Raw genomic sequence first — 18,805 nt, 5'->3', positions numbered from 1 at the left:
AATGTCAGATGACGCTTGCCGCTTCCAACGACAAGTTCTGATATCATTCATAGATGCACTTGATGTAATCGCCCGAACCCTGCGCCCGCCGCTCGATGATCGCCGCGAGCCTGCGCAGCCCTCGCCCGGGTTTTCCGGCATTGCGGTCGATCGGGTTCGGCAGCGAAACCGCAAGCAGCGATGCCTGCCGGCGTGTCAGCTTCGAGGCAGGCACCTTGAAGTGATACTGTGCCGCCGCCTCGATGCCGTAGATTCCTGGCCCCCATTCGGCGATATTGAGATAGATCTCCATCAGCCGTCGCTTCGACCAGACGAAGTCGGAACCGACAGCCAGCGGCAATTCCAATCCCTTGCGGATGAAGGAGCGGCTGTTCCAGAGGAAGAGGTTCTTCGCAGTCTGCATGGGGATCGTGCTGCCGCCGCGCGTCTCCTGACCCTTCAGCGTGTCTTCGACCAGCATACGCATCTCGTCCCAGTCGACACCGCCGTGGAAGCAATACTGCCCGTCTTCCGACATCATCACCGACTGAACGAGAACGGGCGCAACGTCGTCGATCGACACCCACTGCCGGTCGTAACCGCGCAGAAGCACCAGATCACGCAGCATCAGCGTCGAAACGGGATGGATGAAGGGCAGCAGATAGATAAAAATCAGCACATAGGGCAAAAGCAGCACCGCCAGAACGGCAAGAACAACGCGTTTCAGCACCTGGCGGTCTCCAAGCCAGCGCCGGCGAACCGGCGCCTCGACGCTCTCCTCTGTCTGCGGCGCTATATCCAATGTCCCAGTCCGTTTTCGCCCTCTTCGCTGTCATACCGCCTGAAAACCCGCATTGCCAGAGTGCAGCGGAAATCTTGGCTCAGTGATCGACAATTCCGTTGCCAGCAGCCATTCCGCCGTGCCAAAGAGCGCGCATGGACGCCAAACGGGAAACATTCGAGACACGGTTGAAAAACAGCGCCGCCGAGATCGAGGCGCTGCTCGATCTCCTGCTCTCTCCCGCCGTGTTACCTCATGAGATTGCCCGCCCGGACCTGCTGCGGAATGCCATGCACTATGCAGTGCTCAACGGAGGCAAGCGACTGCGTCCTTTTCTTGTCGTCGAAAGCGCCACGCTTCTCGGCGGCAACAGGCAGGCGGCGCTGCGCGTCGGTGCGGCCCTTGAGTGCATCCATTGCTATTCGCTTGTTCACGATGACCTGCCGGCCATGGATGATGACAATCTGCGCCGCGGCAAGCCGACCGTACACATCAAATTCGACGAAGCGACTGCCATTCTGGCCGGCGACAGTCTATTGACCTACGCCTTCGACATTATCGCCGCACCGGAAACCGATCTGCCGGACCGCAGCAAGACGGAACTCGTGCTGGCAATTGCCCGCGCGGCCGGTCTCGGCGGAATGGCCGGCGGCCAGGCGCTCGATCTTGCCGCAGAAAAGCAGGCGCCGGACGAAGCAGGCATCGTCCGCCTGCAGGCGATGAAGACAGGGGCGCTGATCCGCTTTGCCTGCGAGGCCGGCGCCATCATCGCCGGAGCATCTGCAGAGAACCGTCTGCGCCTACGCCGCTTCGGTGAGAAAATCGGCCTCGCCTTCCAGCTTGCCGACGATATTCTCGATCTGACTTCCGATTCCCAGACAATGGGCAAAGCGACTGGCAAGGATGCGGCCCGCGGCAAGGGAACGCTCGTGGCGCTTCACGGCATGGAATGGGCAGAAAAGCAGCTGCGCCGGCATGTCGAGGACGCGGAAGAACTGCTCGCCCCCTATGGCGAGCACGCCGCATTATTGATTACGGCGGCCCACTTCATAGCCGAGCGCAAGAGCTGAGGCTGATGAAAGGCGGAGTGATTATTCCGCTGCTGTCTTCTGGCCGAAGCGCTTCTCGATATAGTCGATGACGAGGGCTTCGAAATCCGAAGCGATATTCGGGCCGCGCAGCGTCAGGGCCTTCTTGCCGTCGATGAAGACGGGGGCAGCCGGCGTCTCTCCGGTGCCGGGGAGCGAGATGCCGATATCAGCGTGCTTGCTTTCACCCGGTCCGTTGACGATGCAGCCCATGACCGCGACATTAAGCGCTTCCACGCCCGGATATTTCTCACGCCAGATTGGCATGTTTTTGCGGATGTCGTTCTGGATGTTCTGTGCGAGCTCCTGGAACACCGTCGAGGTCGTACGCCCGCAACCGGGACAGGCCGCAACGACGGGCACGAACTGACGGAAGCCCATGACCTGAAGCAGTTCCTGCGCCACCTGAACCTCGCGGGTGCGGTCGCCATTCGGCTCCGGCGTCAGCGAAATGCGGATCGTATCGCCGATGCCGTTCTGCAGCACATAGCCCATGGCAGCCGAAGACGCGACAATGCCCTTGGTGCCCATGCCGGCTTCGGTCAGGCCGAGATGCAGCGCATGGTTTGAGCGTTCGGCGAGCATGGAATTGACGGCAATCAGGTCCTGAACCTGGCTGACCTTGGCCGACAGGATGATACGATTGCGCGGCAGGCCGATCTCTTCGGCAAGCTGTGCCGACAGCAGCGCCGATTGCACGATCGCCTCGTGCGTCACCTGCCGGGCAGAAAGCGGCGAACCCTCGGCCTGGTTCTTGTCCATCAGCTGCGTCAGCAGGTCCTGGTCCAGCGAACCCCAATTGACGCCGATGCGCACCGGTTTGTTATAGCGGATCGCCATCTCGATGATTTCGGCGAACTGCTTGTCCTTCTTGTCCTTGAAGCCGACATTGCCAGGATTGATGCGGTACTTCGCCAGCGCTTCGGCACAGGCCGGATGATCGGCAAGCAGCTTATGGCCGATATAGTGGAAGTCGCCAATCAGCGGCACATCCATGCCGAGGCGCAAGAGGCGCTCGCGGATCTTCGGCACAGCGGCAGCACTTTCGTCGCGATCGACGGTGATGCGGACGAGCTCCGAACCTGCACGATGAAGTGCGGCCACCTGGGCGACGGTGGAATCCACATCAGCCGTATCGGTGTTCGTCATGGATTGCACAACCACCGGCGCGCCACCGCCGACAATGACGCCGCCGACCTCGACAGCAACGGAGGCGCGGCGCGGTTTCGGATCGAAATCGAAAGCAGACATGAAGAGCTCTACACCCGGAAAACAGAGCCTTTCAGGTGGATCAAGCCCGCGAGCTTGTCAACCGCCCCGTATATCACTTTTGTTTGGAGGCGGCTCAGTGGCCGCCACCCGAGACACCGTCGGCATAATGCGCAAGTTTGGAGAATGCGAGAACCACGAGCAGCAGCACCGGCAGCGCCATAAAGACGGCAGCAAAACCCACATGCTCGGCGACGAAGCCGATTACCGAGGGCGCCACCAGCATGCCGGAATAGCCCATGGTCGTGACGACGGAGATACCGATGCCAGGCTTCAAGCCGGGGATGTTGCCCGCTGCCGAAAAGGCGATCGGCACCATGTTGGAAATACCGATACCGCAGAGTGCGAAGCCGAGGATGGCGATCTCGGCGTCAGGCGCAAGGCTTGCAAGCAGCATGCCGGCAATCGCGAACAGCGTGCAGATACGCAGCGTCTTCACACCACCGAGACGATCGCGGACCAGGTCGCCGGCAAAGCGCATGATCGCCATGGTCGCCGAGAAGGCCGCAAAACCGAGGCCGGACAGCGCGACCGATGCGTCCATTTCCTGCCGGAGATAAAGCGCACCCCAGTCGAGCACCGCGCCCTCCGGCACCATGCAGAACAAGGCCATCAGGCCGAGCAGCCAGGGGAGCGGCACCATCGGCAACCGCGTCTTTTCCTTCTTGTCTTCGGGATGCGGCGGGTCGGCCAGGATCATCGGCCAGGCGATAGCAACGAAGATCGCGGCAAGCACGGTTGCCAGTTCCGCGTGACCAAGAATACCGAGTCTGGAAATCACCAGGCCGCCGAGGCCGGAGCCGATCAAGCCGCCGAGGCTCCAGAAAGCGTGGCAGGACGACATGATGGCGCGTCGCATGGATTTTTCCACCGCCACAGCATTGGCATTCATCGCCACGTCCATTGCCCCGATGAAACCGCCGAAAAGGAAGAGCGAGATCGCCCCGGTTATGACGTTCGGTGCAAGCGTCAGCGCCAGAAGCAGCGGCAGCACGCAGAGAGCCAGCACCCGCACGACAACGCGCGAACCATGTTTGGCGATCTGCGCACCGGCGATCGGCATCATGACCAGCGAGCCTAAACCAAAGACGAGGATCATCAGCCCGAGCTCGAACTTGGTCAGTCCCAGCCGCTCGGCAAAGTCGGGAATCTTTGGCGCCCAGCAGCCGACGACGAAACCATTCATGAGAAAGAGCAGCGAGACCGCTGCTCTGCTCTTGGTTATGAAACCGCTCCGTGCCCTCGGCACTGCACCCACGCTACTATCCATTTCCTTGTCTTTCCTCTTGATCGGGCATGCGTGCCCGATCCCCATAACAGGCGGAACGGCCTCAGGCAGTCTTGTCCGCAATGATCGTCCGGCACCCGCGTGCACGGTATTCCCGAAGCATGGTGGCATCCGCATCGTGCTCTACGATGAGGCATTCGCAATGAGCGACCGGCAGGACGCTGTGTGGTGCAGCCGTGCCGAATTTTTCCGATGTCGCAGCGACCATGACCCGCTTGCTTCTGGAGGTGGCGAATCTCTTGAACTCCGCATCCTCGAAGCCGAATGTCGTCAATCCCGCCTCGATATCGACGCCGCAGGCGCCCAGGATGCAGAGATCGGGGGCCAGCTGCTCCATGTCTCGCAATGCCTTGGCGCCAAGCGAACCGCCGGTTTGGCGGTCCACCAGACCACCGATCAGGATGACATTGACACCGGGCTTCTCGATCAACGCGGCAGCAATCGCCGGCGCATTGGTTGCCGCCGTCAGCGCAAGATCAGTCGGCAAAGCGTTGGCAATCGCCAGATTGGTGCTGCCCGCATCAAAGAACACCGTCGTCCCTGCGACGATTTCCTCCGCAGCAGCACGCGCCAGTGCCTGCTTTCGCTCAGTGGCAAAGCTCATGCGCTGGGTCAGGCTTCCGTGCGCCGGCGAAATCGGCAAGGCTCCGCCATATACCCTCTCGCAGAGCCCTGCTGCAGCCATCTCACGCAGGTCGCGCCGCACCGTATCTTCCGAGACGCCGAATTCGAGCGCCAGTTCCGCGGCCAGCACCCGACCATGCGTCTTGAGCCGCTCGGAAATCACAGTCTGGCGTTCCCGCAACAGGAAATCTTGCATGTTCATACCGGATCAATATCTCAGAATCGGAAATCATGCATAAACACTGATAATCGTGCATGCAACATGCACAGCCACACATTTTCTGACGCTCTGAAACAAAGTGCCGCCGGCAGGCGAAATCTCGCATATTGACCGCCTCCGAGCGCGGGACTATCGATCGGGCATCCTCGATTCCCGCCGGCGTTACCCGCCTCTGGTACATCTCCGTGAAAAACTCCATCAGCCTGGGCATTCTGCTCACGACATCAGCCTACATGGCGTTCACTTTCCATGATGCGATCGTCAAGGTTTTGACGGCGAGCATTCCCGTCTGGCAGATCCTGTTTTTCCGCAGCCTAACCATTCTCGTCGGCTGCCTCGCCTATGGCCGCGGCCAGCTTGTCCATAAGACAATTACCTCACCGATCATCAAGCCGATGATTGCCCGAAGCATTCTGCTGCTTTGCGCGTGGCTTTCCTATTATACCGCCGCAAGCCATCTGCAGCTCGCTGAAGTCACCACACTTTATTACGCCGCTCCCGTCGTCGGCACCGTACTTGCCTGGTTCATCCTGAGAGAAGAGGTGACACCCGCGCGTTGGCTCGCCGTTGGCATCGGCTTCGTGGGCGTTCTCATTGCGTGCAATCCCGCCGGCCTCACGATCTCCTGGTCCGTCTATCTGGCGCTGCAGGCAGCCGTACTCTGGGCCTCCGCCATGGTGCTGCTGCGCAAGACCTCGCTGCATGAAAAGACAATCATCCAGCTTGTGGTCTCCAATGTTTTCTTTCTCATTATGACAGGCACCGCTGTCGTCTACACCTGGCAGACACCAACCTTGACGCAACTCGGCTTGCTCGTCGGCACCGGTGTCGTGGCCGGCTGTGCCCAATTCGCCCTCTTTGAAGGCATGCGTCAGGCACCGGTCTCGGTGCTTGCACCATTCGAATATACATCGCTCGTCTGGGCCTTCATCCTTGGCTATCTGATCTGGGCCGACATTCCGCCGCACAACGTTATCGTCGGAGCGATCATGATCCTTGGCGCGGGTTTCATCATTATCGTCAGCGAAAAACTGCGCCGCCGCGTCGCGGCCTGAGACCGGTTTCTGCGGAATTCGGGACTAGAACGACTGCTTGAGAAAAATATTCGCAGTTGCCGCTTTTATTTGCAGTTTTCTACGCTTCCGTCGCCGCAATTTTCTGCGATGTATCGCCATCCGAACAGCTTTTCCCAAGGATGGAAAGAACAATGAACTGGTTGAAAACCGTCGCCGCCGCAGCCCTTATTCAGGCCGCAGCCCTTATTCCCGCCCATGCCGGTGAAAACCTTAGCGCCATCAAGTCTGCCGGTGTCTTCAAGATCGGGACGGAAGGCACCTACGCCCCGTTCACCTATCACGACGAAAGCGGCAAGCTGGTCGGCTTCGACGTCGAGATCGGCGAAGCGGTCGCTGCCAAGCTCGGCGTTAAAGCCCAGTTCGTCGAGGGCAAGTGGGACGGACTGATCGCCGGCCTCGACGCCAACCGCTACGACACGGTTATCAACCAGGTCGGCATCACCGATGCGCGCAAGCAGAAATACGACTTCTCCGAGCCTTACATCGCCTCCAAGGCCGTTCTGATCGTCCGCGACGGCGACGACAGCATCAAGTCCTTCGCCGATCTCAAGGGAAAGAAGTCCGCCCAGTCGCTGACCAGCAACTTCGGCAAGCTGGCGACCGAAGCCGGCGCAGAACTTGTGGGCACCGACGGTTTCGACCAGTCGATCCAGCTCGTGCTGACAAAGCGCGCCGACGCAACGATCAACGACAGCCTCTCCTTCCTCGACTTCAAGAAGCACAAGCCGGACGCTCCCGTAAAGATCGTCGCTCAGCAGGAAAATGCCGATTACTCCGGCATCATCATCCGCAAGGGCGAACCGGAATTGGTCGAAGCGATCAACAAGGCGCTCGCCGACATCAAGGCCGACGGCACCTACAAGAAGATCGCTGACAAGTACTTCGGTCAGGACGTTTCCAAGTAAGTCGCGACACAGGCGGTTTCCCGCCGCCGCCATATCCTTTATAGCTGCATGAAAAGCGTCCGGCGAACCCTCGCCGGACGCATCTTTTCTTGAGGATACGCCCTTGCCGCACTGGCTCCAACTGATGGCGGAATCGCTTCCCTCGCTCCTTTGGGCCGGGCTGATCTTCACCATTCCCCTCACTCTGCTTTCCTTCGCCTTTGGGCTGATCCTGGGCCTGATCACTGCGATTGCCCGCCTGTTCGGCCCTGGACCCGTTGCAGCCATTGCCCGCTTCTATGTCTGGGTCATCCGCGGCACGCCGCTGCTCGTCCAGCTCTTCGTGATCTTTTACGGCCTGCCGAGCATCGGCATCCTGCTTGACGCCTTTCCGGCAGCACTCATCGGCTTCACACTGAATATCGGCGCCTACAGCTCCGAAATCATCCGTGCTGTCATATCTTCCGTGCCGAAGGGTCAATGGGAAGCAGCCTATTCGATCGGCATGAGCTGGCGCCAGGCCATGAGCCGCACCATCCTGCCGCAGGCCGCCCGTGTCGCAGTGCCGCCGCTCTCGAATACCTTCATCTCGCTGGTGAAGGACACCTCGCTCGCTGCCGCCATTACCGTGCCGGAGCTTTTCCAGGCCGCCCAGCGCATCGTCGCGACCACCTACGAACCGCTGATCCTCTATATTGAAGCGGCGCTGATCTATCTCGCCTTGAGCTCCGTACTCTCGGCGCTGCAGCAGCGGCTGGAGCGCCGCTTCGCGCGTTATGGTGGGATGCTGGAGGCAAATGCATGATCGAGCTTTCCAATATCGAAAAGCGCTTCGGCGACGCGGTCATCCTGAAGGATATCAGTATCCGCATCCCCGAAGGCAGCGTCACCGCCCTCGTCGGCCCCTCCGGTGGCGGCAAGAGCACCCTGCTCCGCTGCATCAATCTCCTGGAGATCCCCACCGTTGGCACCATTCGCCTCGGCGAAGAAACGCTCTCTTTCACGCCCGGAAAGCGTGTCGGCTGGCAGGCGATCCAGAAGATCCGTCGCCAGACCGGCATGGTGTTCCAGAACTTTCAGCTGTTTCCGCACCAGACGGCGATCGAAAACGTCATGGAAGGTCTGGTCACGGTCCTGAAATGGCCAAAGGAAAGGGCGCGCGAACGCGCCATGGAGTTGATGACCAAGGTCGGCATGGCGCACAAGACCGACGCTTGGCCCTCGACACTCTCCGGCGGCCAGCAGCAGCGCGTGGCGATCGCCCGCGCGCTTGCGCCGTCACCGCGTGTCCTGCTCTGTGACGAGCCGACATCCGCGCTCGATCCGGAACTTTCGGCCGAAGTGGTAGACGTGCTGGGCCAGCTTGCCCGCGAGGGCACGACCATGGTCATGGCGACCCATGATCTTCGCCTCGCCTCCAAGATCGCCAATGACGTGGTTTTTCTCGAGGCCGGTAGCGTGGTCGAAACCGGCAGCGCCAGGGCGATCTTCAATACACCGGAGAAGGAACGCACCAAGCGCTTCATCTCCACCATCAACGCCGCTCATACCTACGATATCTGAGCCAATGCCGGGATGTGAGCATCCCGGCATACGGAATTCCGATCAGGCGGACGTAACGACGGCACGCGCTGCCTTCAGCGCGTTGCCCCACCAGGTCATCTGATCGAGCAGGTTCTTGGCGGCTTCGTTCAGATGCGCGTAATCGCCGAGGCTCTTGCCTTCCTTCAGAACGGCAAGATATTCGCTGAACGCGATGTGAACCCCCGTCCTGACGGAAGCTGCACTCATTTCGACGAAGACCAGGCGAAGCTGCTCGACGGCGCGTGCGCCGCCGACGCCGCCGTAACCGACGAAGCCGACCGGCTTCTGGATGAATTCGCCGAGATCGATCGCGTTCTTCAGAACGGCCGTCGGAGCATGGTTATATTCGGCGACCGTGAAGATGAAGCCGTCGAATTCGCGCAGCTTCTTCTTCCAGCGCTCGGCGGTTTCGCTTTCCGCCGTAGTGGCGCGCTCTTCGCCGAAGAAATGCATGGGGTAGTCGAGAAGATCGAGAACTTCGACTTCGAGATCGGAACGCTGGCCGACGAGCTCGGCGATCCACTTGGCCGGATGCTCGGCAAAACGGCCAATACGCGTGCTGCCGACGATGACGGCAATCTTCAACTTGCTCATGAAATGATCCCTGATTGGTCTTGGGGGCGGTGAGGGGAGCCGAACTCTATGAGAAAGCCTCCCCGCCCGACAAGGCGAGAAGGCTGCTAACTTATCGAAAAATCAGCTTTTTGATCGGCCGATCGCACACATTCGGGTGATCGCGGAAACGGCCGCCCGTTCCGAGCTCATCCCGCGTAGACGACGAGCAGATCCTTGGCATCGATCTGGTCGCCGGCCTTGACGAGGACTTCCGAAACGGTCCCGTCCTTCTCCGCATGCAGTGCCGTTTCCATCTTCATCGCCTCGATGGAGACGAGTACGTCACCGGCACTGACGACCTGGCCCGGTACAACGAAGGCGCGTGATATGACGCCTGGCATCGGCGCACCCACATGGGTAGCATTGCCCGGCTCCGCCTTGCGGCGGGCAGCAGCGCCCGAAGCGCCATGGGCCCGATCCGGCACCTTGATGCGGCGCGGCTGGCCATTGAGCTCGAAGAAGACGGTGACCATGCCCTGGCTGTCGGTGCCGCTCATTGCCTGATTGACGATGACGAGCGTCTTGCCCTTCTCGATATCGGCAAACAACTCTTCGCCATCGGCGAGACCGTAGAAGTAGGCAGGCGTCGGCAGAACCGACACGGGGCCATAAGTGTCCGAAGCCAGCGCGAAATCGGTGAACACCTTCGGATACATGAGATAGGAGGCGAACTCGAAGTCGCTGACTTCGCGTTCCAGCTTGGTCTCGATAGTCTTGCGCTCCACATCGAGATCGGCATCATCAAGCAGCGATCCGGGGCGCACCGTATAGGGCTGTTCACCCTTCAGAGCCTTCTTCTGCAGCGCTTCCGGCCATCCCGACGGCGGCTGGCCGAGATCGCCCTTCAGCATGGAGACGACCGATTCCGGGAAGGAAACCTCCTTCTCGGCGCTGACCACATCGGCGACCGTCAGGTCCTGGCTCACCATCATCAGCGCCATGTCGCCAACGACCTTGGAGGATGGCGTCACCTTGACGATATCGCCGAACATCTGGTTGGCGTCGGCATAAGCCTGGGCGACCTGGTGCCAGCGGGTTTCGAGCCCCAGCGAACGAGCCTGTTCCTTGAGGTTGGTGAACTGACCGCCCGGCATTTCGTGCAGGTAGACTTCCGATGCTGGGCCCTTCAGATCGCTCTCGAAGGCTGCATACTGATTGCGAACTGCTTCCCAGTAGAAGGAGATGCGACGGATCCATTCCGGATCGAGGCCCGGATCCCGCTCGGAACCGCGCAGCGCTTCGACGATAGAGCCGAGGCATGGCTGCGAGGTATTGCCTGACAGCGCATCCATTGCCGCATCGACAGCATCGACGCCGGCATCCACTGCAGCAAGAACAGTGGCCGCGGCAATGCCCGACGTATCATGCGTGTGGAAATGGATCGGCAGGCTGGTCGCTTCGCGCAGCGCCTTGAACAGCACCTTGGCTGCGGCCGGCTTGAGGAGACCTGCCATGTCCTTCAGTGCGATGATATGTGCACCGGCCCTTTCGAGCTCGACGGCAAGGTCCGTATAATATTTCAGGTCATATTTCGGGCGGGCCGAATTGAGGATATCGCCCGTATAGCAGATCGCTGCCTCACAGAGCTTGTTCTCCTCGGCCACCGCATCCATCGACACGCGCATGTTCTCCACCCAGTTCAGGCAGTCGAAGACACGGAAGAGATCGATGCCGCCCTTGGCGGCCTGACGGACGAAATATTTGACGACATTGTCGGGATAGTTCTTGTAGCCGACGCCGTTTGCGCCGCGCAGCAACATCTGCAGAAGCAGGTTCGGTGCCGCCTCGCGGATCAGCCCCAGGCGCTCCCACGGATCCTCGGTCAGGAAACGCATCGAGACGTCGAAGGTGGCGCCACCCCAGCATTCCAGTGACAGCAAGTTCGGCAGCGCATGCGCATAGGTGCCGGCAATCTTGGCAATGTCATAGGTGCGCATGCGGGTGGCGAGCAGCGACTGGTGGCCGTCGCGCATTGTCGTATCCGTTAGCAGCACCTGCTTTTGCTCGCGCATCCACTCGCCGAATTTCTTCGGGCCGAGCTGGTCGAGAAGCTGTTTTGTGCCATCGGGGATCTTGCCGCCATCAATATAGGGCACGATCGGATTGGCAGCGTCCTCCGACGGGCGCGGGCGGTCCTTTGCTTCCGGGTGGCCGTTGACGGTGACATCGGCGAGATAGGTGAGAAGCTTGGTGGCGCGGTCCTGACGCTTGACCTGCTGGAAAAGTTCGGGCGTCGAGTCGATGAAGCGGGTCGTATAGCTGTTATCCCTGAACTTCGGATGCGTAATGATCGCTTCGAGGAAGGTCAGGTTGGTAGCAACGCCACGGATACGGAATTCACGCAGTGCGCGGTCCATGCGCGAAATGGCTTCCAGCGGATTCGGCGCCCAGGCCGTCACCTTCACCAGCAGCGGATCGTAGTAACGCGTGATGATCGCGCCCGTATAGGAGGTGCCGCCATCAAGACGGATACCGAAGCCCGATGCCGAGCGATAGGCGGTGATGCGGCCGTAATCCGGGATGAAATTGTGCTCCGGGTCTTCCGTCGTGATACGGCACTGCAGCGCGTGGCCGTTGAGCCGGATATCCGCCTGCTTCGGCACGCCGGATTCCTCAGTCCCGATCGCAAAGCCGTCGAGGATATGAATCTGCGCCTTGACGATATCGATGCCGGTGACGACTTCGGTGACTGTGTGCTCGACCTGGATGCGCGGATTGACCTCGATGAAGTAGAATTTGCCGGTATCGGCATCCATCAGGTATTCGACGGTGCCGGCGCCGACGTAGTTGGTCGCCTGCGCGATCTTCAATGAATAAGCAGCAAGCTCCTGGCGCTGCGCTTCCGAAAGATATGGGGCAGGGGCGCGTTCGACGACTTTCTGGTTGCGGCGCTGGATGGAGCAGTCGCGCTCGAAGAGATGCACGACATTGTTATGTGTGTCGCCGAGGATCTGGCTCTCAACGTGACGGGCGCGCTCGACGAGCTTTTCGAGATAGACCTCATCCTTGCCGAATGCGGCCATCGCCTCGCGCTTGGCTTCCGTTACCTCGCGGGCCAGATCGGCTTCGGAGCGGATGACGCGCATGCCACGACCACCGCCGCCCCAGGATGCCTTCAGCATCACGGGATAGCCGATCACACCGGCCATCTTGGCAACTTCCGCCATGTCGTCCGGCAGCGGCTCGGTCGCCGGAACAACGGGAACGCCGACGGAAATGGCAAGGTTGCGTGCCGCCACCTTGTTTCCGAGCTGACGCATCGTATCGGCCCTCGGGCCGATGAAGGTAATGCCCGCAGCGTTGCAGGCATCGACGAATTCGGGGCTTTCCGAAAGCAGGCCGTAGCCGGGATGAATGGCATCGGCGCCGGAAAGCTTGGCAACACGGATCACTTCGTCGATCGACAGGTAGCTTTCGATCGGTCCGAGATCGCGGGAAAGATGCGGGCCGCGGCCGACTTGATAGCTCTCGTCGGCCTTGAAGCGGTGCAGCGCTAGCTTGTCTTCCTCAGCCCATATCGCGACCGTTTTTATTCCGAGCTCATTGGCCGCGCGGAAGACGCGGATGGCGATTTCGGAACGGTTGGCGACAAGGATCTTCGATATGGGCAATGTACTCTCCTCAAAGCACGAAAAAACGGGCAATGCTGCACCCGCGAAGAGAATTCTTAACGTGCTGTTACAGAAAGTTCAATTTCCCTCATCTCGAAGAAATAGAATTTCTCCAGATCTCAGGTAATCAGACCATACCGGAAAGCAAGTGCCACGGCCTGCTGCCGGTTCTTCGCCCTGAGCTTATCCTGCAGGCCGTTCATATACCAGTCGACCGTATGGTTGGAGATCTTCAGATGTTTGCTGATTTCCATCGAGGTCATGCCTTCGGCGAGATAATGCAGGATTTCCATTTCGCGCCGGGTCAGCTGCGTATCGGTTATCGGCACCGTTTCCAGTGCTGCAGCCTCTCCCTGCAGATCGAGCAGCCGCCAGAAGGCCTTGCGCGCAATCGCCTCGAAAAGGGAGATTTCCGCTGGTGAGAACTCCACGGGCTTGCCAGCGAGGCTGAGGCTGCCGAGGATGCCGTTTCGTCCGTAGATCGGGAAGACATAGCCGTCTTCCAGACCATGGCCGAAGGCATCGACCATCATCTGCTCCATGCGGCGCTGATGCGGATCATCGCGAAAGGCGGCCATGCTGTCGCGCCAGCGGAAGGGCCGTTGCGCACGAGCAAGATACCGTACGGTCGGATCGACGAGCACATATTTTTTTGCTGCATAAACGTGTGACCACCTGTCCGGCCATCGACTGGCCATAGTCACACTCCATGGGTTGTCTCCCTGCTTGGGATGGCGAAGCAGCCCATAGAAATCGAATCCGCTCGCGCGGATCACCTTGTCGAGTTCGTCGACAGCACGTTCGCTGTCCGAATGTTCCTCTAGCGTGACAAGCAATTGAATTAAAGAATGAATTTGCACAAAATGCCCCTTGCCCGGACCAATGAGGCCGCCGGAGCAGGCCTTGATAACCCGCCACAGAACGGTCTTTACAAAAAATTACAGTTCACAAACTGGATGGTGCGCTAGACGCTCCAGGTAATGCAAGCGCAAATTGTTACGATCTAAGCCTAAGCAACAATTTCGAAACTATGGCCAGTTATCGCACTGGCGACTGCGCCAGAAGGCGAATTTCGAAGCCGGACCCCAAACCTGAATATCCTGTTAATCGTCGGTTCAGATAGATTTCTGTAGCATCGCACCATCCCGTTTTTCGCAGATGCAAAAGAGGTCCCGACGTGTCGTTATTCAAGGTCTATGCAAGGGCTCTGCGCTATCTTGGCGCCTACAAGCTCCGCGTATCCCTCGTCGTTATCGCGAATATCGTATTGGCGGCCATCACCATCGCCGAGCCGATCCTGTTCGGTCGTATCATCGACGCGATTTCCGGCAAGGGTGAAGTCAAGCCGATCCTGATGATGTGGGCGGCATTTGCCGTCTTCAACACCATAGCTTTCGTTCTCGTGGCGCGCGAAGCCGACAGGCTGGCCCATGGCCGCCGCGCAACGCTTCTGACGGAGGCTTTCGGTCGCATCATCTCCATGCCGCTTTCCTGGCACCACCAGCGGGGCACATCCAACGCGCTGCATACGCTGCTGCGCGCTTGTGAAACCCTGTTCGGCCTGTGGCTGGAATTCATGCGCAACCATCTTTCGACGGTCATTGCGCTTGGCCTGCTTATCCCGACTGCAATGTCGATGGATCTGCGTCTCTCCGCAGTCCTGATCGTACTCGGTATCGCCTATTGGATCATCGGCCGCGTGGTCATGAGCCGCACCAAGGACGGCCAGGCTTCGGTCGAAAACCACTATCATACCGTCTTCGGCCACGTCAGCGATTCCATCAGTAACGTATCGGTGCTGCATAGCTATAACCGCATCGATGCTGAAACGCGTGCATTGAAGTCCTTTGCCGACCGCCTGCTGCAGGCGCAGTATCCGGTGCTCGACTGGTGGGCGCTTGCGAGCGCGCTGAACCGCATGGCCTCCACGATCGCCATGATGATCGTGCTCGTCATTGGCACAGTGCTGGTTCAGAACGGCGAACTGCGTGTCGGCGACGTCATTGCCTTCATCGGCTTTGCCAACCTGCTGATCGCCCGCCTGGACCTGATGCGTCAGTTCGCCACGCAGATCTTCGAAGCCCGTTCGAAGCTGGAAGACTTCTACAATCTGGAAGATTCCGTTCGTGAACGCGAGGAACCGGCCGGCAACGGCGAGATCAAGGACGTCAAGGGCGATGTCGAATTCAACGACGTTTCCTTTGGCTTCGCCAACAGCTCGCAGGGCCTGCACAACGTCTCCTTCAAGGTGAAGGCCGGCCAGACGGTTGCGATCGTCGGCCCGACCGGCGCCGGCAAGACGACGCTCGTCAACCTGCTCCAGCGCGTTTACGACCCGCAGGGCGGCCAGATCCTCGTCGACGGCCATGATATCAGCAAGGTCACGCGCAAGTCGCTGCGCCGCTATATCGCTACCGTCTTCCAGGACGCAGGCCTGCTGAACCGCTCGATCAGCGACAACATCCGCCTCGGCCGCGAGAACGCGTCGGAAGAGGATATGCGCCGTGCCGCAGAAGCCGCTGCCGCTGCCGACTTCATCGAGAACCGCGACGAGCAGTACGAAACCCATGTGGGCGAGCGCGGCAACAAGCTCTCCGGTGGTGAGCGCCAGCGTATTGCGATTGCCCGCGCCATCCTCAAGGATGCGCCGATCCTGGTGCTGGACGAGGCGACTTCCGCCCTCGACGTCGAGACGGAAGCGCGCGTCAAGGCGGCAATCGACAACCTGCGCCAGAACCGCACCACCTTCATCATCGCTCACCGTCTCTCGACGGTCCGCGAGGCGGATATGGTGCTGTTCCTCGACAATGGCCGCATCGTCGAGCACGGCAGCTTCGATGAGCTCAGCCATTCGAACGGCCGCTTCGCTGCTCTGCTCCGCGCCAGTGGCATCCTGACGGACGACGAAGTCCGCAAGGCTCATGCGACGGAAGCAGCCTGATCGGCTCGCAAGCGAATGACAAAAAGCCGGAAGGGCATCGCTCTTCCGGCTTTTTTGTTGGTTGGAATTCCACGTGAAACACTGACGTCAGGCCCACTCGTCATTTGCGACGTCGATCGCAGTACCGAGCTGACCTAAGCTGCCTCTTCATAGACAAGATCGGGCGCGACGATCCATTCACCCTGCTTGAGAGACAGGACATCCAGTCTGCCGCGGCCGTCTCTCGCAGCGACGCCAACGAAGCGGTAGCGGCTGCCGTTCCTGTCTATAACCAGAGCGGAAATCGGTTTGCCGCGAAGATGGCCGACCACAGGCCCGTCAGTCTTGGCCGCGTCTATCAGGAAATATTCGTGTGGGACATTACGGCTGACCATCAGGTGCGGCCCCCGCTCCGGATGATCGTGCTCGCGGTCGTCTTGGTTCCCGCGTGCAGCACGACATCTACCCGTCCAGTCTCAGTCGAAGCGGGCTTGCGGACAAACTGTTTCGTCTTCTTGATCTCGACAACGAACGGCTTTCGCTGCGGCCTCATGATCTGTCCTTTCAGATTGAAGTGAGTGTCACCCGAAGATGCATTCGACCTGTCCAAGTGGCCCGAAATCGGCGGCCAGATGCTGGCCGGGCCAGACCTGGAGAATGGCGGTGCACGATCCCGTGGCGACAATATCGTTGGCTTGAAGCTGCCTGCCGTTTGCAGAGAGCCGATCTGCCAGCCAGACAATCGCATTGAGCGGATTGCCCATGACTGAAGCTGCTGTCCCGGCAAAGACCGTCTGCTTGAACAGGAAAGTCGTAATCTCGATGGCAGCAAGGTCAGCGGGCGACAACGCTCCGGTATGATCACCACAGATGGTCGCGACATGCAGGCCGAAATCGGCGATCGCGGCGTTGTCTCCCACGAAGACACGCCGCGTCCGCCGCCCGAGGATGCCGATGGCCGGCCGGCAGTCGAGCACGGCGTCGGCAGCAGTATCGAGATTGATCGGTTCTCCGGCCTCCGGATAGGCCCGCAACATCGTGAAAACCAGTTCGCACTGGATACCGATTGTACCGGTCGGAAGCCGGAATTCCTTGGTAGCGGCAAGCAGCGCGGAAGCGGGAATCTCGGAGTAGATCGGCCTCTCAAGGCCGAGGACGCGGCGCGATTCCTCGCTGGTACCGACAAGCGCATAGCCCTTGCGCTCAAAGCCCAGCGCATCCTGCGCAATCGCTTGAATGTCGTAAGCTTCACGTTCCGAGGAGATCAGATCAAGCGGAAGGTCGCAGAGTTCGTTGCGCCAACGGCTCTTCGCGAGAATGTCGGCGGTGGCGTCCTTGAGTTCGAAGTACATCGTCGTGCTCCCTATCATTGGCATTGCCTTTGGGAGCAAAGATGGATCGAGGCTCGTAGCCGTTCCATTCCTGATGAACAGCGAAAAAATCAAAATCTCATAGTGATCGCCGAGGTATCGTCGTCACGGTTTCTATCGTAGCCTTGCACGCGTCTCGCGGCAGGCCCGTGGCCGTCTGCATCGAACCGGCAGCCTCTCGACTGCCGGCTTACTCAGACCCCAGGAAGCCTTGCCTATTTCCGTTTGTTGTGGCCGTAAGTATCCACGGTGCGGTTGACGCGGACCGGCACCGGGATGGCGCCGCCGGCGAGTGGCCGGGCCTTATCCTGTTCGCGCTTGTATTCAAGATAATAGGCATAGGCGAACTGCGCTGCGATGCCGGCAAGCACAAAGATCGGGCCGATGATCTGGTCGCGATTGGTGATGTAGAGCAGCACTTGGCCGACCATTGCAAGGATGGTGCCGGCGACGAAGATGTTCAGCGAGTGGCGGCCGAGGATTGTCAGCGGGTGATCGGCCGGGCGACGGAAAGCCTGTGACACCGCTGGAATGTTGATCACCAGATAGGCCAGCGCCAGTATGTGCAGAAGACGTGGCAACGACAGAAATGTCTTGTCGAAACCGGTCAGCACTGCAGGCAGGCCAAGCGCGGCCAGATAGTTGCCGAGATCCCAGAGACGTGCCGTCACCCAGATGAAAGAGAGCACGACATAGCCCAGCGACAACGCGAAAAGCAGCGGATGGTGGGGAAGCGTGCCGCCGCGCTTTATATGCATCATCGAGACGATGCCGATCGTGAAAAGGAACTGCCAGGAGAAGGGATTGAGGAACCAGTCTCCCTCGAACAGCATGTTCTGCGGCGCGATCTGATAGATACCTGCAAGAAGCCAGACCGTTCCGGAAACGGCAAGCGCCAGCAACGTGCTTTTCTCGTTCAGAAGCAGGATCAGCGGCACCATCAGCATAAGCGCACCGTACATCGGCAGGATATTGTTGTAGCCGATCTGATGGCCGAGCAGGAGCAGCGCTGGAATGCCCTCCTTCAGGTTCATGAGCACCGCCAGAATGTTGATCTCGACCAACAGGCCCGGTCGGTGAAACAGCCAGGCGCCGCAGATGAAGAGCGCGAGCGTCACGAAAGTGGTGATCATATGGGCAAGATAAAGTGTGAAGGCACGCTTTGCCGCCTTGATCGCCACCTCCAGGCGCTTACCCGCCTTGAAGCGCGAACCATAGGCAAGGCCGACTGCGATGCCCGAGATCAGCACGAAGGCTTCGGCGGCATCTGAAAAACCAAAATTCTTGGTCGTAATATATTCGAAAATTTGCCCCGGAACGTGATTGATGAAGATCGTTATGAGTGCAAGACCACGAATGACGTCGAGCCTCGTATCACGCTTGGACGCCGCTACTGACATGGAAGTTCGTTGGGCGCCAATGGCTTTGGTCGGCATACCTGCCATGGTGTCTCTCCTGTTATCCGTTTTGCAAACGCTACGCCGGCCAAAAGGGTT

17 protein-coding genes are annotated in these 18,805 nt (G+C 59.7%); 6 read left to right on the top strand and 11 right to left on the bottom strand.

Features of this window, described 5'->3' with window-relative positions; genetic code table 11:
• Window positions 1-43: 43 nt before the first annotated feature.
• The gene (mtgA, locus tag FHX06_RS24300; protein WP_112544845.1) at window positions 44-781 is read right to left on the bottom strand and encodes a monofunctional biosynthetic peptidoglycan transglycosylase; all 738 of its coding nucleotides are present in this window, start codon (window positions 779-781) and stop codon (window positions 44-46) included.
• A gap of 134 nt (window positions 782-915) precedes the next feature.
• On the opposite strand from mtgA, the gene FHX06_RS24295 reads away from it, so the two are divergent.
• Window positions 916-1,830 carry a polyprenyl synthetase family protein gene (locus FHX06_RS24295; protein ID WP_113209763.1) on the top strand — a complete coding sequence of 305 codons (915 nt, stop codon included), beginning with the start codon at window positions 916-918 and terminating at the stop codon, window positions 1,828-1,830.
• Between the two features lie 21 nt (window positions 1,831-1,851).
• Here FHX06_RS24295 and ispG read toward each other — a convergent pair whose 3' ends face one another.
• The 3 genes from ispG to FHX06_RS24280 all read right to left on the bottom strand — a co-directional run bounded on the left by ispG (window position 1,852) and on the right by FHX06_RS24280 (window position 5,225).
• Window positions 1,852-3,099, bottom strand: coding sequence for a flavodoxin-dependent (E)-4-hydroxy-3-methylbut-2-enyl-diphosphate synthase (gene ispG, locus FHX06_RS24290; RefSeq protein WP_113209764.1), 1,248 nt, complete (start codon window positions 3,097-3,099; stop codon window positions 1,852-1,854).
• 94 nt (window positions 3,100-3,193) lie between these two features.
• A complete protein-coding gene (locus tag FHX06_RS24285; protein ID WP_113209765.1) occupies window positions 3,194-4,387 on the bottom strand; it encodes an MFS transporter in 1,194 nt (397 codons plus the stop codon).
• Window positions 4,388-4,448: 61 nt separating this feature from the next.
• Window positions 4,449-5,225 carry a DeoR/GlpR family DNA-binding transcription regulator gene (locus FHX06_RS24280; protein ID WP_112545019.1) on the bottom strand — a complete coding sequence of 259 codons (777 nt, stop codon included), beginning with the start codon at window positions 5,223-5,225 and terminating at the stop codon, window positions 4,449-4,451.
• 209 nt (window positions 5,226-5,434) lie between these two features.
• Between FHX06_RS24280 and FHX06_RS24275 the strand changes: the two genes are divergently transcribed.
• The 4 genes from FHX06_RS24275 (at window position 5,435) to FHX06_RS24260 (ending at window position 8,772) form a co-directional block, all read left to right on the top strand.
• Window positions 5,435-6,304 (top strand): DMT family transporter, encoded by an 870-nt coding sequence (locus FHX06_RS24275; protein WP_113209847.1) that lies wholly within the window; start codon window positions 5,435-5,437, stop codon window positions 6,302-6,304.
• A 152-nt stretch (window positions 6,305-6,456) separates the two neighbouring features.
• Window positions 6,457-7,230: an amino acid ABC transporter substrate-binding protein gene (locus FHX06_RS24270; RefSeq protein ID WP_112970741.1), complete on the top strand. Its 774-nt coding sequence runs from the start codon at window positions 6,457-6,459 to the stop codon at window positions 7,228-7,230.
• A 103-nt stretch (window positions 7,231-7,333) separates the two neighbouring features.
• Window positions 7,334-8,014, top strand: a complete 681-nt coding sequence (locus FHX06_RS24265; protein ID WP_112970740.1) for an amino acid ABC transporter permease — start codon at window positions 7,334-7,336, stop codon at window positions 8,012-8,014.
• Complete coding sequence (locus tag FHX06_RS24260) at window positions 8,011-8,772, top strand: amino acid ABC transporter ATP-binding protein (RefSeq protein WP_112970739.1); 762 nt, start codon at window positions 8,011-8,013, stop codon at window positions 8,770-8,772. The genes FHX06_RS24265 and FHX06_RS24260 overlap by 4 nt, the downstream gene beginning before the upstream one ends.
• Before the next feature lie 42 nt (window positions 8,773-8,814).
• Here FHX06_RS24260 and FHX06_RS24255 read toward each other — a convergent pair whose 3' ends face one another.
• The 3 genes from FHX06_RS24255 to FHX06_RS24245 form a co-directional block, all read right to left on the bottom strand.
• Window positions 8,815-9,387 carry an NADPH-dependent FMN reductase gene (locus FHX06_RS24255; protein WP_113209766.1) on the bottom strand — a complete coding sequence of 191 codons (573 nt, stop codon included), beginning with the start codon at window positions 9,385-9,387 and terminating at the stop codon, window positions 8,815-8,817.
• A gap of 167 nt (window positions 9,388-9,554) precedes the next feature.
• Window positions 9,555-13,019 carry a pyruvate carboxylase gene (gene pyc / locus FHX06_RS24250; RefSeq protein ID WP_113209767.1) on the bottom strand — a complete coding sequence of 1,155 codons (3,465 nt, stop codon included), beginning with the start codon at window positions 13,017-13,019 and terminating at the stop codon, window positions 9,555-9,557.
• 119 nt (window positions 13,020-13,138) lie between these two features.
• Window positions 13,139-13,879, bottom strand: coding sequence for a LuxR family transcriptional regulator (locus FHX06_RS24245; RefSeq protein ID WP_113209768.1), 741 nt, complete (start codon window positions 13,877-13,879; stop codon window positions 13,139-13,141).
• Between the two features lie 317 nt (window positions 13,880-14,196).
• Here FHX06_RS24245 and FHX06_RS24240 point away from each other — a divergent pair, with 317 nt between their 5' ends.
• Window positions 14,197-15,960, top strand: coding sequence for a glucan ABC transporter ATP-binding protein/ permease (locus FHX06_RS24240; RefSeq protein ID WP_112544854.1), 1,764 nt, complete (start codon window positions 14,197-14,199; stop codon window positions 15,958-15,960).
• A 134-nt stretch (window positions 15,961-16,094) separates the two neighbouring features.
• On the opposite strand, the gene FHX06_RS24235 is transcribed toward FHX06_RS24240, so the two are convergent.
• From FHX06_RS24235 to FHX06_RS24220, 4 genes are all read right to left on the bottom strand, one after another.
• Complete coding sequence (locus FHX06_RS24235) at window positions 16,095-16,334, bottom strand: hypothetical protein (protein WP_112544855.1); 240 nt, start codon at window positions 16,332-16,334, stop codon at window positions 16,095-16,097.
• Entirely contained in the window at window positions 16,334-16,492 is a 159-nt protein-coding gene (locus FHX06_RS24230; protein WP_162738442.1) for a hypothetical protein, read from the bottom strand. The genes FHX06_RS24235 and FHX06_RS24230 overlap by 1 nt, the downstream gene beginning before the upstream one ends.
• A 28-nt stretch (window positions 16,493-16,520) precedes the next feature.
• Entirely contained in the window at window positions 16,521-17,291 is a 771-nt protein-coding gene (locus tag FHX06_RS24225; protein WP_113209769.1) for a 2-keto-4-pentenoate hydratase, read from the bottom strand.
• 233 nt (window positions 17,292-17,524) lie between these two features.
• Window positions 17,525-18,754, bottom strand: a complete 1,230-nt coding sequence (locus FHX06_RS24220) for an OpgC family protein (protein ID WP_113209770.1) — start codon at window positions 18,752-18,754, stop codon at window positions 17,525-17,527.
• Between the last annotated feature and the right edge of the window lie 51 nt (window positions 18,755-18,805).

The organism is Rhizobium sp. BK512, from assembly GCF_014194915.1.
Taxonomy (GTDB): domain Bacteria; phylum Pseudomonadota; class Alphaproteobacteria; order Rhizobiales; family Rhizobiaceae; genus Rhizobium.
Note: the sequence above shows the minus strand (reverse complement) of the source record. Positions and strands in the feature narration are given on the sequence as shown.